This window comes from Bacillus sp. ok061 (assembly GCF_900108285.1).
GTDB classification, from domain to species: Bacteria; Bacillota; Bacilli; order Bacillales; family Bacillaceae_G; genus Bacillus_A; species Bacillus_A thuringiensis_S.
On record NZ_FNUW01000022.1, the window covers coordinates 41,980 to 54,560 of the forward strand.

The window sequence follows — 12,581 nt, forward strand, 5'->3', positions numbered from 1 at the left end:
ATGTATTTTGAACATTCGGAAAAATAAAGGTTAATCTTTACAAGGAAAACGTTGCCACGTGTTACACAATCTTTCTTTACAATATATAAGGGGTTTCTTGATACACGTAATAATTCAACCAATTAGAAAACAATAAATTCCCATGACTCCTCCACCTAACAAGCGGCTTTTCATCTGGATTATTATGTTTAAAATAGTTTTTTGGCACATCAATATTTAATCCCTTGTCACGATCTCGTTCGTATTCTTGCTTTAACGTATCACAACTATATTCACTATGCCCGAGGGCAAACACTTGCCTTCCTTCTTGCCCAATGACAAGGTGAACACCCGCTTCCTCAGAATTTGCTAATAATGTTAAGTCTGTCACCTCTCTAATATCACTCTCTCGTACTTCTGTATGACGAGAATGCGGGGCAAAAAACAATTCATCAAACCCTTGTAACAATTTCACATGTTGCTCACGGACTTCATGTTCAAATACACCGAACATTTTTTCCTTAAGAGGATACTTTGGAACACCATAATGATAGTACAAGCCAGCCTGTGCCCCCCAGCAAATATGAAGCGTAGATGTTACATTCTTTTTTGAATACTCCATAATACGTTTAAGCTCTTCCCAATAATCTACCTCTTCAAAAGAAAGAGTTTCAACTGGTGCTCCTGTAATAATAAGTCCATCAAATTTCTCATTCTCAATATCACGAAATGTTTTATAGAAACTCGTTAAATGGTCCTGCGCTACATTACGAGACAAATGTGATTCCATATGAAGTAAGTGAACATCTAATTGCAACGGTGTGTTGCCAATTAAACGAAGTAATTGCGCTTCCGTTTCTTGCTTTGTAGGCATTAAATTTAAGATAGCAATTTTCAATGCCCGGATATCTTGTGTTTCTGCTCGCTCCTTCGTCATTACAAAAATATTTTCCTTCTGCAACACTTTGCGAGCTGGTAAATCTTTATCAATTATGATCGGCATGTTCTTTGCCTCCGACTAGCGCTGCTTCTAAATCTGCAATAATATCAGAAACATCTTCTATACCAACCGATAAACGAATTAAATCTGATGTAACGCCAGCTAGACGCTGATCTTCAGCACTTAATTGTCTATGCGTTGTGCTAGCAGGATGTATAACGCAAGTTCGTGCATCCGCTACATGCGTTACGAGAGTTGCTAGTTTTACATTTGCGATAAATTCTTTCGCTGCTTCTAATCCGCCCTTAATGCCGAATGTTAAAACACCACTAGCACCTTTTTTCAAATACGTTTGTGCTAACGAGTAATTTTCGTTGCTATCTAATCCAGGATAATTCACCCATTCAATACGTTCATGATTAGCAAGCCACTTAGCAACTGCAAGAGCATTTTCGCTATGACGCTCCATTCGTAAATGCAAAGTCTCTAAGCCAATATTGCTAATATATGCATTGAATGGGCTCATACAATTTCCATAATCTCTTAATAGCTGAACACGTGCTTTCACAATATACGCTGCTGCACCAAAGTTTTGAACGTAACTTACACCGTGATAACTTGGATCTGGTTCAACAAGTTCAGGATACTTTCCATTTGTCCAATCAAAGTTTCCACCGTCAATTACAATACCGCCTAAGGAGCTCGCATGCCCATCGATATATTTAGTCGTAGAATGAACAATAATATTTGCCCCATGTTCAAACGCCTGGCATAAATAAGGAGTTGCTAATGTATTATCAACGATAAAAGGTACCTCTAATTCTTTAGCGGCAGCTGAAAATTCTTTAAAATTTAAAACATTCATCGCTGGATTTCCTAACGATTCTGCATAGATAAGTTTCGTCTTGTCATTAGCAAGTGCCGTAATTTCATCTGCTGTTAAATTTGGATTAAAGAACGTAACATCAATGCCCAGCTTACGCAAACTCACTCCAAATAAATTAAACGTTCCCCCGTAAACCGTTGAAGAACAAAGTAAATGATCCCCACTACTACAAATATTTAAAACTGCGAGCATAATAGCTGCTTGCCCAGAAGCCGTTGCGACAGCTCCTACACCGCCTTCTAAATCTGATAACTTCTGCTCAAATGCGGCTAGAGTAGGGTTTCCAATACGCGTATAAATATATCCTTCTGCCTCTAAGTTAAATAGAGCTGCTAAATCATCCGAAGTATCGTATTTATACGTTGTGCTTTGATAAAGTGGTAAAACACGTGGTTCACCATTCTTTGGCGTATAGCCACCTTGCACACAAATCGTTCCTTTTCCCCATGATTCTCCCATCTCTCATTCTCCTTTCTTTTATACAAAATAAAAAACTGCCCCTTTCCTGAAAACAAGAAAGGAGCAGTTTGAAAACACGCTCTAAAGGCTCTTTCTTATCTCTCAGGATTACTACCTGCAGGATTTGGCACAATTCCGTTATACGGCTGTTGCCAAGGTTTCATCGGGCCTGTCCCTCCACCTTTTCTTGATAAGACTATGCAATTACCGTTGATTTTATAGCAATAATTTCCTAATGTCAAACAGTTTTTTCTGAATGTTCTAAAATAAATGTTAACAATTTCATATAAAGAAACAAAAGAAATATATTCCATACTAACTCGAAAAAGACCTTTAGAAAAAATGATTCATGTAAAATAAACCCCAATCATCTATTTTCATTAAACAAACTGTTTTAATAGAGCGTATAATTCTTCAAAATTATGCACTTCATATGTCGGTATAATCCCACTATCATTTAATTTCCTTTCTGGATTAAACCAACAAGTATCAATTCCTGCTACATATCCACCTTTAATATCGGCACTTAATGAATCCCCAATAATCAGCCCTTCTTCAGGTGCAAAGTTAGGAATCCGTTCAAAAACATAATCAAAATACTCTTTCATCGGCTTTTGAAAACCTGTATCTTCCGAAATAAAAACATCTTTAAATAATGAATGTAACCCTGCATTACGCAAACGTTTATCTTGCGTCTTAGAAACACCATTTGTCACTATATACAACTCATACTCCCCTTGAATTTGTTTTATAAATTCAAACGCACCTTGCATGAGTTGATTTCCTTCTTCTAAGTAGCTACGATAATTATTTTCGAATAATATACCGTCTACTTCTTCTCCATACTCTTTAAACAACAGAGAAAATCGTGTATTTACAACTTCATTACGTGATAGCTCACCTTTTTCAAAAGCATCCCAAAGACCTTTATTTATTTTTTTATAACGAGCCTCTATCTCGTCTGTTAAAGGAATTCCCTTCTCTTCAAAAAGCACCCGTAAAGCCACTTTTTCAGCCTTTTGGAAATCTAGTAATGTATCATCTACATCAAATAACAATGTTTTATATTTTTTCATAAATTCATCACACTCTCTTTTCTACAAAAACAAATTTACATAAATCGTATCATTCCTTCTTGTAAAGATAATAGGAGATATCTCATACTATACATGGGGGTGAAAATATGAAAATCAGCAAAAATGAGGAAGAAATTTATCAATACATGCAAATCCATCAATTCCATACCCTATTTTCATTTCATGTCTTGCCATATGTAGAGCTACATTCTTTTCAAACGAAAGAGATGATATGTAGCGAAGGAAATGCTCTTCCTTATCTCTATTACTTAATTTCTGGGAAAGCAAAAATATATATGAGTCATCAAAACGGGAAGGTTTCATTAATTAACTTTATTCAAGCACCATCTTTTATCGGGGAATTAGGATTAATAGGAGTAGAAAATATTACTAAGTCCGTTGAAGTACTAGAAGATTGTATGTGTTTGGCACTTCCTCTTAAAAATTGTCAGCAACTTTTATTACAAGATGCAACGTTTTTACAGCACTTATGCAAATTTATTGGAGAAAAGACAATTACTCGCACTGAAAATTACGCAAAAAACTATAGTTATCCTTTCGAAAATCGATTAGCTGCTTTTATTCTATTAACAGAGCAAAATAATTGTTATATAGAAAAGCATACCGAGGCCTCGGAATATTTAAATGTCAGCTACCGTCATCTTTTATATGTATTAAATCAGTTTTGCCAACAAAATTATTTAAGAAAAGAAGGCCGAACATATTATATAAAAGATCGAAATACATTAGAAAAACTTGCTGATGAACTAAAAATATAAAAAAACAGCATTAACATGTAAACGTTAATGCTGTTTTTTCGAGTGACGATTATAATTTAAATTAAAATTTACTTGCTACTTTAGCTGCTTCTTCAAGACCTGCAGCAATAATTTCTTCTGCTTTATCTGGGAATTGGTTATGTCCTTCAATAACTACTGTTTCCATGTTTGTTGCGCCGAAGAAGCCCATCATACTTGCTACATATTTAACAGCCATTTCTACCTCAGCTGCTGGACCTTCTGAATATACGCCGCCTCGTGCATTTAATAATGCAATCTTCTTATCTCCGATTAGGCCAACTGGACCCTCTGGCGTATATTTGAACGTTTTACCAGCACGGTTTAAATAATCAATATATGTGTGTAGCACTGCTGGAATCGTTAAGTTCCATAATGGGAAGCCGAAAACAACTTTATCAGCTTCTAGGAATTGATTTAAATACTTATCAGCAACTGCTACTGCTTTTGCCTCTTCTTCTGTTAAATCAAATCCTTTACCTACCTTAAATGTACCATTGATCATGTCTACGCCTACATATGGTAATTCTTCTTTATATAAATCAAGTTCTACTACTGTATCATTTGGATGTGCTTCTTTATAGTTTGCTAAAAATGCCTCATATAATTTTACACTAACTGCTTGTTCCGCTGGGCGGTTGTTTGCTTTAACGAATAAAACTGTTGCCATTATTTCTTCCTCCTAGTACTCACTCTTATGTTGTTATATGCTTTCAAAAAAGGTATCCCTTGTAATTGTTGTTTTGTTGCTTACAAACATATTTTATCTTTATATCAGGACAATTTCGTCCTCACATAGACGTATTTTTCCATAAAAAAAGTCCACCTTCTAAAGGCGAACTAGGTCTTACGACTTTCGTCTTATACAATTCCATTTTTCACTGCATATAACGCCGCTTGCGTACGATCGGATAAATTTAATTTACTTAAAATGCTACTTACATGTGCCTTAACTGTCTTTTCTGTAATAACTAAAACAGATGCAATTTCCTTATTGCTCATCCCTTTTGCTAATAGTTGCAACACTTCATTTTCTCTCGCCGTTAGCACACCCACTTGAAGAAAAGGTTCTTCTTCCTTTTCTTCCACAGGTAATGTTTGAGAGAGAAGAGTATTTGCTATATCCGGATGCAATTGAATATTCCCTTTATATGCGCTTCGAATAGCTTCAACAAGCTGATCTGGTTCTACATCTTTTAAAATATACCCACTTGCCCCCGCCCTTAACGCTGGTAAAACATGCGCCTGATCAGAAAAGCTAGTTAATACAATTACTTTCACATTCGGATATTCTTTTTTGATGCACGCCGTCGCCTCGACACCATCCATTTCGGGCATATATAAATCCATTAATACAACATCTGGATTCGTCTCCCCTACTTTCACTAACGCTTCTTTCCCATTATTTGCTTCTCCAACTAACGCTAAATCTTCCTGTGTACTTAAGAAAAATGCTAATCCTTTTAAAACGACTGTATGATCATCGACTAACAATACTTTTATTTTCACAAACTTCCCTCATTTTCACATCATAATGGTACTTTTACTTTTACGCTCGTTCGCTTCTTACTACTTACAATTTTAATTGTTCCACCAACTAATTCTACTCTTTCACGCATCGTAGTCATGCCGAGTGATTTCTTCTCTTTTATATCCTTTTCTACAAAGCCCTTTCCTTGATCGACTATTTCTAATGATACATTCTTCTCTGTCACTTTGAAATAAATCGTTGCTTCTCTGACATTCGCATGTTTACTTACGTTATTTAAAGCTTCTTGTCCAATTCTCCATAGCGCTTCCTCTACTACACGCGGTAAATCACGAACACCTGTAACTTGTTCCCTAATTTTCAGTCCCAAGTTTTCACCGTACTGCTTTAAAGCTGGTAATAAACCTTTTTCTAACCCTGCCGGACGAAGCTGCCAAATTAATGTTCTCATTTCCTTTAAAGCTCCTTGCGCTAGTTCACGCATCTCATGCAAAGATTGGTCAACCTTTTCATTTTGACCTTTTAAAACTGCCTCAGCCCCTTTTGTCATAAAGGTTAATGAAAATAATTTTTGCGAAACAGAATCATGTAAATCCCTTGCTAATCGGTTTCTTTCTTCCATTCGTACGAGTTCACGGCGCTGTTCGTTTAATCTTAGATTCTCTATTATTAATGAAACGTGATTCGATAACGCTTGAATTATATCTATTGTATTAACATCAAATTCCCCATTATTTAAACTAACACATAAAACACCAAATATATGATTTTGAATATGTATTGGCGTAGCAATAACAACTCCATTTACATGTTTTAATAGAGCTAGCTCACCTTGTTCTAACGCCTTCTTTGCCGCTTCTTTTACATCCTCTTGTAACTCTTCCTGCCCATAAGAAGCTCGCAAAGATAACTCTATTTCTTCCCTAATAAAAAACGCCACTTGATTCCACTGAAATACTTCACCTACGTGATTTACCACTTTTTCAGGTAATACATTAAACTTATGAATCGTTTTTAAAGCTTGAATAAACCGCTCCAATTTCACATAATAATGTGCTCTTCGCTTTTCATTTTCATATAATTTTGTTCGCTTTAAAGCCGTACCGATTTGGAAAGCAACTGATTGGAGCAATACTAATTCTTCTTCCGAAAAATGTGTTTTACCTGGGCTAGCTACATTTAAAACACCAAATTTCTCTCCTCCAGCCTTTAAAGGAACCGTAGCATGATGAAGAATTCCTTCTGTATCTCCCCAATTATATTCAATTGCATTATTAATTCTTTTACATTCAATAATATTAACGGCTCTCTCTAATTTCCCATCTACGAAGCCGCGTAAACACCAACACTCACCTTCACACATCGGGCGTTTATTTTCATATGTAAGTGCCTCTGGTAACTGGTAATCGATCACCTTCGTATACTTCCCATTTTCATCCGCGAGAAAAATCCAGCCTGTCGTTAAACCTGTTACACTGAGCAATTTTTCTAGCACTGCTTGCAATACATGATATGTATCATTTGATGTATTTAATGTTTCTGCAATTTCCTTTAATATAACTAATTCATTTGTACGATTATCTCGAAACATATTCAGTCTCCTGCATACAAGATTTTAAATAGCTCTTAAAATAAATCATCTACTTTTCACTTTGTACTTATTCGTAACATTGATATAATGGTGAAAACATAGTTTTCATTATATCACTTGAGGGGGCTTTCATAATGACATTAAATAAAGCACTTACTATCGCTGGTTCTGACACAAGTGGCGGTGCTGGTATACAAGCAGATTTAAAAACATTCCAAGAACTTGGCGTATACGGAATGACATCTCTTACAACAATCGTAACGATGGATCCACATAACGGTTGGGCACATAACGTATTTCCAATCCCAGCTTCTACATTAAAACCACAATTAGAAACAACAATTGAAGGTGTTGGCGTAGACGCTTTAAAAACAGGTATGCTTGGATCAGTAGAAATTATTGAAATGGTTGCAGAAACAATCGAAAAGCACAATTTCAAAAATGTAGTAGTTGACCCTGTTATGGTATGTAAAGGTGCAGATGAAGCATTACATCCTGAAACGAACGATTGCTTACGTGACGTTCTTGTGCCAAAGGCATTAGTTGTAACACCAAACTTATTTGAAGCTTACCAATTAAGCGGTGTGAAAATTAATTCTCTTGAGGACATGAAAGAAGCAGCGAAGAAAATCCACGCTTTAGGTGCCAAATACGTACTAATTAAAGGTGGAAGCAAACTTGGTACGGAAACTGCAATCGACGTCCTATATGATGGAGAAACATTCGACCTTCTAGAATCAGAAAAAATCGATACAACCAATACACACGGTGCAGGTTGTACATATTCTGCTGCAATTACAGCAGAACTTGCAAAAGGAAAACCTGTGAAAGAAGCAGTAAAAACTGCTAAAGAATTCATCACAGCTGCTATTCGTTACTCATTCAAAATTAACGAATACGTAGGTCCGACTCACCATGGTGCATATCGTAAATTCGTTGTATCAAAAGAACTTGTCTAATATATAAATAAAAACACTCACAAGGTTCATACATTGCCTCTGTGAGTGTTTTTTATAAGCTTTATGTCTTCTGGTCATCTTATCTTTAAGATGCAGAACTGACCTTATTTCTACCATTTCGTTTCGAGTAGTATAACGCATCATCCGCCGCTTGAATAAATTGCTCTGATGACCCTTCATACTCTGAAACCCCTACCGAAACCGTAATTTTTATTTTTGTTCCATCTAACAATTGAAATGAGTGACTTTCAACAGCTATACGAATTTGCTCGCCCATACGAATTCCGTAAGCTAATCCCTTATTCGGTATCAAAAGCGCAAACTCCTCTCCACCCTTTCGAAAAGCCAAATCTGGAAATTGTGAAGTTTCTCGTAAAATACATCCTACTTGTTTTAACACTTCGTCCCCTGCAGGATGCCCGTACGTATCATTTACATACTTAAAGTGGTCAATATCTATAAGTAGTAAACAAAGCGAATCATTTTTCATGTTCTTATTACTAATATGACGATTCATCTCTAAATCAAACTGTCTTACGTTTCCTAGACCTGTCAATGCGTCTACCGTTGCGTATTGCTTCATCGTTTGGAATAACTCATTGGATTGTAAAACGTAATTTGCACTTATGAATGTTATGTAGCCTGTAATAATACTAGAAATTAAATATAATCCTACTATGTTAATATCTTTAATTAACCATATATATAGTGAGGGGATTAGAATAGATAAAATATATGTATGTAACCATGCCCACTTTTCTCCTAGAGAGAGATTTAGACGCGAAATAAAGATACTACCTACTCCTATCGCAATAATTGTATAAAAAGCTACTTGAGAAGCTAATGAATAATCCATAAATAATAACCTAGTTACTAAAATCATACTAACAGCTATAGTACTCGCTATCGGGCCTCCAATTATAACAGCTAAAATAACAGCTAAGTAGCGCAAATCCAATAGGATGGTACCAACATGAACACCGAAATACATTAGTAATATACCTAATATTCCAGTAAGAATACCTACTACACATTTCTGCCAAAGAGAAAACTCTTCTTTTAACGGCCTATCTCTTAAAAGCTGACCTCCAACAAAAATAAAGGAAAGAATAATTGTTGTATTTACAAATAAGTCCCTTAACATAAAATAATCTCCCTACTTTTCCATCTATCCCCTTCCTCACTTTATTGTATACGAAATCCCTATAATTCCCAAAGTTTTTTGTTTATTTTTTGCTGTTCCACGTGAAACAGCAAAAAAATAAAAAGGGCGAAAACTCGCCCTTTTTCATTAACAACAGCGTGATATTTTTCCATCCTTTGCATTAAATCTTGCTTCTTGTGCCTCAGCAAAAAATTGCTTTTGACATACAACCTCTTCTTCAGGATGATGCTTTTTCATATGCTCCACATATACTTCATAACTTGGTACCCCAACGAGCAAACTAATAAAGCGTTTTCTTTCCCCCCATACTTTCCGTAGTCGTTTAAGCATAATAGTTCCTCGACTCACTTTCATCTCTAGAAATATATGGTGCCTCTTTTAGCGGCATCGGCTTATTTCTTAATACTTGAATCCAAATTCGAATTGCAGAAATTAATACAGCGATTACAACTATCATAAAAATCCCGCAAAGCGCTGCATCAATATAATCATTGAAAATAATTTGCTTCATTTGAGCAACATTTTTAGCTGGTGCTAACACTTTCCCCTCATCTAATGCTCCCTGGAACACCTTTGCATGAGATAGAAATCCTATTTTAGGGTTTTCATGAAATAGCTTTTGATAACCCGCCGTCATCGTTACAATAAGCAATCCAACAGTTGGAATAAGTGTCACCCAAACATATGCCTTTTTCCCCATTTTGAACAAAATTGTCGTTCCAAGTAATAATGCAATACCTGCTAACATTTGATTTGCAATACCGAAAAGTGGCCATAATGTATTAATTCCACCAAGCGGGTCTACTACCCCTTGGTACAAAAAATAACCCCATCCTAATACACATAACGTTGTAGCTATCACATTCGCTAATGTAGAATCTGTTTTCGCAAACGGCTTATATACATGCCCTAAGATATCTTGAATCATAAATCGTCCTACACGCGTTCCTGCGTCAATCGTTGTTAAAATAAATAGGGCTTCAAAGAGAATAGCAAAATGATACCAGAATGCCATCATCGCCGTTCCACCTATTACTTGTGAGAAAATATATGCCATACCTATCGCTAACGTTGGTGCGCCACCTGTACGTGATAAAATTGTTTGCTCTCCAACATTTACAGCAAGTTCTTTTAGTTCATTTGGTGTAATAGCAAATCCCCATGAAGAAATAACTTGAGCTGCCTGCGATACATCCGTACCAATAAGTGCTGCCGGACTATTAATCGCAAAATAAGTTCCTGGTGTTAATACACAAGCTGCAATCATTGCCATCGCAGCTACAAACGACTCCATTAACATTGCTCCGTAACCAATTGGCTGTGCATGTCCCTCTTGTTCAATCATTTTTGGCGTCGTACCTGATGAAACAAGAGCATGGAATCCAGAGACTGCACCACAGGCAATCGTAATAAATAAGAATGGGAATAAATTACCGGAGAAAACAGGACCTGTTCCATCAATAAATTGCGAAACTGCTGGCATTTGTAAATCAGGTGCTACAATTAAAATACCTATCGCCAATCCAACAATTGTTCCAACTTTTAAAAATGTACTTAAATAATCACGTGGTGCTAATAACATCCAAACTGGTAATGCAGATGCAATAAATCCATATACAATAAGCATAATAGCAATTGTTTCACCACTAAATGTGAACATACTTGCAAGTGTTGGATTTTCTGCTACATACTGTCCTCCAATAAGAGATAAAATAAGTAGGATAATACCAATTACTGACCCTTCTCCAACACGACCAGGCCTAATATAGCGCATGTAAACTCCCATTAAAATAGCGATAGGAATAGTTGCTGCTATCGTAAACATTCCCCAAGGACTTCCAATCAGTGCCTTTACTACGACTAACGCTAATACTGCTAATAAAATAATCATAATTCCTAAAATACCTATCATTGCAATTAGTCCTGTAACAGGCCCAATCTCATCCTTAATCATTTCTCCTAACGATTTACCATTACGTCTCATCGAAGCAAATAAAATGACAAAATCTTGGACAGCCCCCGCAACAACTACCCCAACAATAATCCAAATGGTCCCTGGTAAATATCCCATTTGTGCTGCTAAAATCGGTCCTACTAAAGGTCCCGCCCCAGCAATCGCTGCAAAGTGATGTCCAAACAATACCCACTTATTTGTTGGAACATAGTCTTTCCCATCATTTAATGTATGGGCTGGTGTTTGCCGATTATCATCTAAATTAAAAACCTTTCTCGCTATAAATCTACTATAAAAGCGATAAGCAACTGCATATACACATACAGCAGCTACTAAGAGCCATACAGCATTAATGGTTTCACCTTGTGATAAAGCTATCACCCCAAAAGCACCTGCTCCTACTGCTGTAATAACGCCCCAAAGTAAGATCGATTTCAATGTCTTCACATACAATTCCCCCAATACTATTTCTTAGTGGAGATTGTACTAAATTTTCTGAATATTTAACTTGAATCCTCCCTATCATGAAGGATTTTCAGTTTATCATGTTAAAATACTCTCATTACCTACTATAATTCAATGTTATTTCGAAGGCGTTTTACATAATTACGACTGACTGGAATCGGTTGCTCATCATACCTATCTAAATACAAATTATACGTGCCATTATAATAAGGTTTCAGTTCTTTTACATATGACATATTAATTAAATAGCTTTTATGCACACGTAAAAAATCATATGCATTTAGCTTATTTTCTAATTCCTGAAGTGTATATGTTGAAATATACTGATTATTCGTTGTGTAAATTGAAACAGTTTTATTTTCTTTATTTTTACTTACATATACGATATCTTCTGGAAGAATATATCGTATACCCTCTTGGCTTTCTATCGGTAGTTTCCGCAAATAACTCTTTGCTTTCTCACCTTGTTCTTTACCTATTTTATATAAAAGAAATTGTAAATCTTCTTCACGAAATGGTCGTAATAAATAATAAAATGCTTGGAAACGAAAAGCTGTAATGGATTCTTCTATGTTTTCACCTACAAAAATAAATTTTGTATAGCAATTTATTTCTCGTAATAAACTTGCATATTCAAAACCAGTACCATCTAGTAATTTGGAACTTAAAAAAACAAAGTCTGGTATATGTTTTTTCATCATAAATAAAGATTCTGTTCCTGTCTTTGCTTCAAAACATTCTACATTTCTCATATTTTCAGTGAAATTTTCAGCTAACTTTCTTCTCTCTTTTGCCTCTTCCATGATCAGTAAAATTTTCAT

At 35.7% G+C, this 12,581-nt stretch carries 12 protein-coding genes and 1 riboswitch; of the genes, 2 read left to right on the plus strand and 10 right to left on the minus strand.

Annotation, left to right across the window (positions count from 1 at the left end):
- Positions 1–76 precede the first annotated feature (76 nt).
- The 3 genes from metA to C4S65_RS23965 form a co-directional block, all read right to left on the minus strand.
- A complete protein-coding gene (metA, locus tag C4S65_RS23955) occupies positions 77–982 on the minus strand; it encodes a homoserine O-succinyltransferase (protein WP_001121547.1) in 906 nt (301 codons plus the stop codon).
- Positions 966–2,264 (minus strand): bifunctional O-acetylhomoserine aminocarboxypropyltransferase/cysteine synthase, encoded by a 1,299-nt coding sequence (locus tag C4S65_RS23960; protein WP_098285259.1) that lies wholly within the window; start codon positions 2,262–2,264, stop codon positions 966–968. The genes metA and C4S65_RS23960 overlap by 17 nt, the downstream gene beginning before the upstream one ends.
- Positions 2,265–2,356: 92 nt before the next feature.
- A riboswitch (SAM riboswitch) is annotated at positions 2,357–2,461 on the minus strand.
- Between the two features lie 183 nt (positions 2,462–2,644).
- The gene (locus C4S65_RS23965) at positions 2,645–3,340 is read right to left on the minus strand and encodes a YjjG family noncanonical pyrimidine nucleotidase (protein WP_061667928.1); all 696 of its coding nucleotides are present in this window, start codon (positions 3,338–3,340) and stop codon (positions 2,645–2,647) included.
- A gap of 107 nt (positions 3,341–3,447) precedes the next feature.
- On the opposite strand from C4S65_RS23965, the gene C4S65_RS23970 reads away from it, so the two are divergent.
- Positions 3,448–4,119, plus strand: a complete 672-nt coding sequence (locus C4S65_RS23970; RefSeq protein ID WP_098285260.1) for a transcriptional regulator YeiL — start codon at positions 3,448–3,450, stop codon at positions 4,117–4,119.
- A 61-nt stretch (positions 4,120–4,180) separates the two neighbouring features.
- Here C4S65_RS23970 and C4S65_RS23975 read toward each other — a convergent pair whose 3' ends face one another.
- The 3 genes from C4S65_RS23975 to C4S65_RS23985 all read right to left on the minus strand — a co-directional run bounded on the left by C4S65_RS23975 (position 4,181) and on the right by C4S65_RS23985 (position 7,217).
- Complete coding sequence (locus tag C4S65_RS23975; RefSeq protein WP_000246735.1) at positions 4,181–4,807, minus strand: FMN-dependent NADH-azoreductase; 627 nt, start codon at positions 4,805–4,807, stop codon at positions 4,181–4,183.
- 191 nt (positions 4,808–4,998) lie between these two features.
- Positions 4,999–5,646 carry a response regulator transcription factor gene (locus C4S65_RS23980; RefSeq protein WP_000695793.1) on the minus strand — a complete coding sequence of 216 codons (648 nt, stop codon included), beginning with the start codon at positions 5,644–5,646 and terminating at the stop codon, positions 4,999–5,001.
- A gap of 20 nt (positions 5,647–5,666) precedes the next feature.
- On the minus strand, positions 5,667–7,217 hold the full coding sequence (locus tag C4S65_RS23985; RefSeq protein ID WP_000488151.1) for a GAF domain-containing protein: 1,551 nt from the start codon (positions 7,215–7,217) through the stop codon (positions 5,667–5,669).
- A gap of 134 nt (positions 7,218–7,351) precedes the next feature.
- On the opposite strand from C4S65_RS23985, the gene pdxK reads away from it, so the two are divergent.
- The gene (pdxK, locus tag C4S65_RS23990; protein WP_000174252.1) at positions 7,352–8,176 is read left to right on the plus strand and encodes a pyridoxine/pyridoxal/pyridoxamine kinase; all 825 of its coding nucleotides are present in this window, start codon (positions 7,352–7,354) and stop codon (positions 8,174–8,176) included.
- A gap of 85 nt (positions 8,177–8,261) precedes the next feature.
- Here the strand turns inward: pdxK and C4S65_RS23995 are convergent, their stop codons facing one another.
- The 4 genes from C4S65_RS23995 to C4S65_RS24010 form a co-directional block, all read right to left on the minus strand.
- Positions 8,262–9,320 carry a diguanylate cyclase gene (locus C4S65_RS23995; RefSeq protein ID WP_000942922.1) on the minus strand — a complete coding sequence of 353 codons (1,059 nt, stop codon included), beginning with the start codon at positions 9,318–9,320 and terminating at the stop codon, positions 8,262–8,264.
- A gap of 147 nt (positions 9,321–9,467) precedes the next feature.
- On the minus strand, positions 9,468–9,671 hold the full coding sequence (locus C4S65_RS24000; RefSeq protein ID WP_098617536.1) for a YbdD/YjiX family protein: 204 nt from the start codon (positions 9,669–9,671) through the stop codon (positions 9,468–9,470).
- A complete protein-coding gene (gene cstA, locus C4S65_RS24005; RefSeq protein WP_000854307.1) occupies positions 9,664–11,742 on the minus strand; it encodes a carbon starvation protein CstA in 2,079 nt (692 codons plus the stop codon). Before cstA ends, C4S65_RS24000 begins: the two co-directional genes overlap by 8 nt.
- 122 nt (positions 11,743–11,864) lie before the next feature.
- A complete protein-coding gene (locus C4S65_RS24010; RefSeq protein ID WP_098838264.1) occupies positions 11,865–12,581 on the minus strand; it encodes a LytTR family DNA-binding domain-containing protein in 717 nt (238 codons plus the stop codon).

Excerpts from the sequence above, each read along its gene's own strand:
- metA (WP_001121547.1), bottom strand. The coding sequence starts at position 982 with ATGCCGATCATAATTGATAAAGATTTACCAGCTCGCAAAGTGTTGCAG.
- C4S65_RS23960 (WP_098285259.1), bottom strand. The coding sequence starts at position 2,264 with ATGGGAGAATCATGGGGAAAAGGAACGATTTGTGTGCAAGGTGGCTAT.
- C4S65_RS23965 (WP_061667928.1), bottom strand. The coding sequence starts at position 3,340 with ATGAAAAAATATAAAACATTGTTATTTGATGTAGATGATACATTACTA.
- C4S65_RS23970 (WP_098285260.1), top strand. The coding sequence starts at position 3,448 with ATGAAAATCAGCAAAAATGAGGAAGAAATTTATCAATACATGCAAATC.
- C4S65_RS23975 (WP_000246735.1), bottom strand. The coding sequence starts at position 4,807 with ATGGCAACAGTTTTATTCGTTAAAGCAAACAACCGCCCAGCGGAACAA.
- C4S65_RS23985 (WP_000488151.1), bottom strand. The coding sequence starts at position 7,217 with ATGTTTCGAGATAATCGTACAAATGAATTAGTTATATTAAAGGAAATT.
- pdxK (WP_000174252.1), top strand. The coding sequence starts at position 7,352 with ATGACATTAAATAAAGCACTTACTATCGCTGGTTCTGACACAAGTGGC.
- C4S65_RS23995 (WP_000942922.1), bottom strand. The coding sequence starts at position 9,320 with ATGTTAAGGGACTTATTTGTAAATACAACAATTATTCTTTCCTTTATT.
- C4S65_RS24000 (WP_098617536.1), bottom strand. The coding sequence starts at position 9,671 with ATGCTTAAACGACTACGGAAAGTATGGGGGGAAAGAAAACGCTTTATT.
- C4S65_RS24010 (WP_098838264.1), bottom strand. The coding sequence starts at position 12,581 with ATGAAAATTTTACTGATCATGGAAGAGGCAAAAGAGAGAAGAAAGTTA.